This window comes from Tsukamurella pseudospumae (genome assembly GCF_001575195.1).
GTDB lineage: Bacteria > Actinomycetota > Actinomycetes > Mycobacteriales > Mycobacteriaceae > Tsukamurella > Tsukamurella pseudospumae.
In genome coordinates this window covers 1-354 of sequence record NZ_LSRF01000111.1, presented here as the reverse complement: position 1 = coordinate 354, position 354 = coordinate 1, and the positions used below count along the sequence as shown (strand labels likewise).

1 protein-coding gene is annotated in these 354 nt (G+C 69.8%); it reads right to left on the bottom strand.

Going from position 1 to position 354, the window contains the following annotated elements:
• Nucleotides 1-243: hypothetical protein (locus tag AXK60_RS27305; protein WP_217491805.1), on the bottom strand; the 243-nt coding region annotated here is incomplete at its 3' end.
• Between the last annotated feature and the right edge of the window lie 111 nt (nucleotides 244-354).

Here is a 354-nt window from a genome sequence, read left to right as displayed (position 1 = left end):
GACGTCGCGAGGGCCGATGTTGGAACGGGTCATGATCGTGTCGCCGAGGTACACGGTGTGCTCGCGCGCGACGGTCGTCGACGGGAGCGTGCGCTTGTAGTCCTCGCCGGCGCGCTGTTGGCCGAGGGCGTGCTGGACTTGCGCGTTGAGCGCGTCGGAGACCGCCCACGTATCGCTGATGAGAAGCGAGTCCTTCCCGGCGTCGACGTCGCCGAGGAAGCCGCGGAGTGCGTCGTGCGCCATCGCGACGTCGTTGCCGGCGTGTACGCGCCCGTGCTCGACGTACCAGTCGACGGCGTGCTGTCGGCCGGCCTTCGACCCGTTGCGCAGCGCGAGTCCGGCTTCACGCTCGTG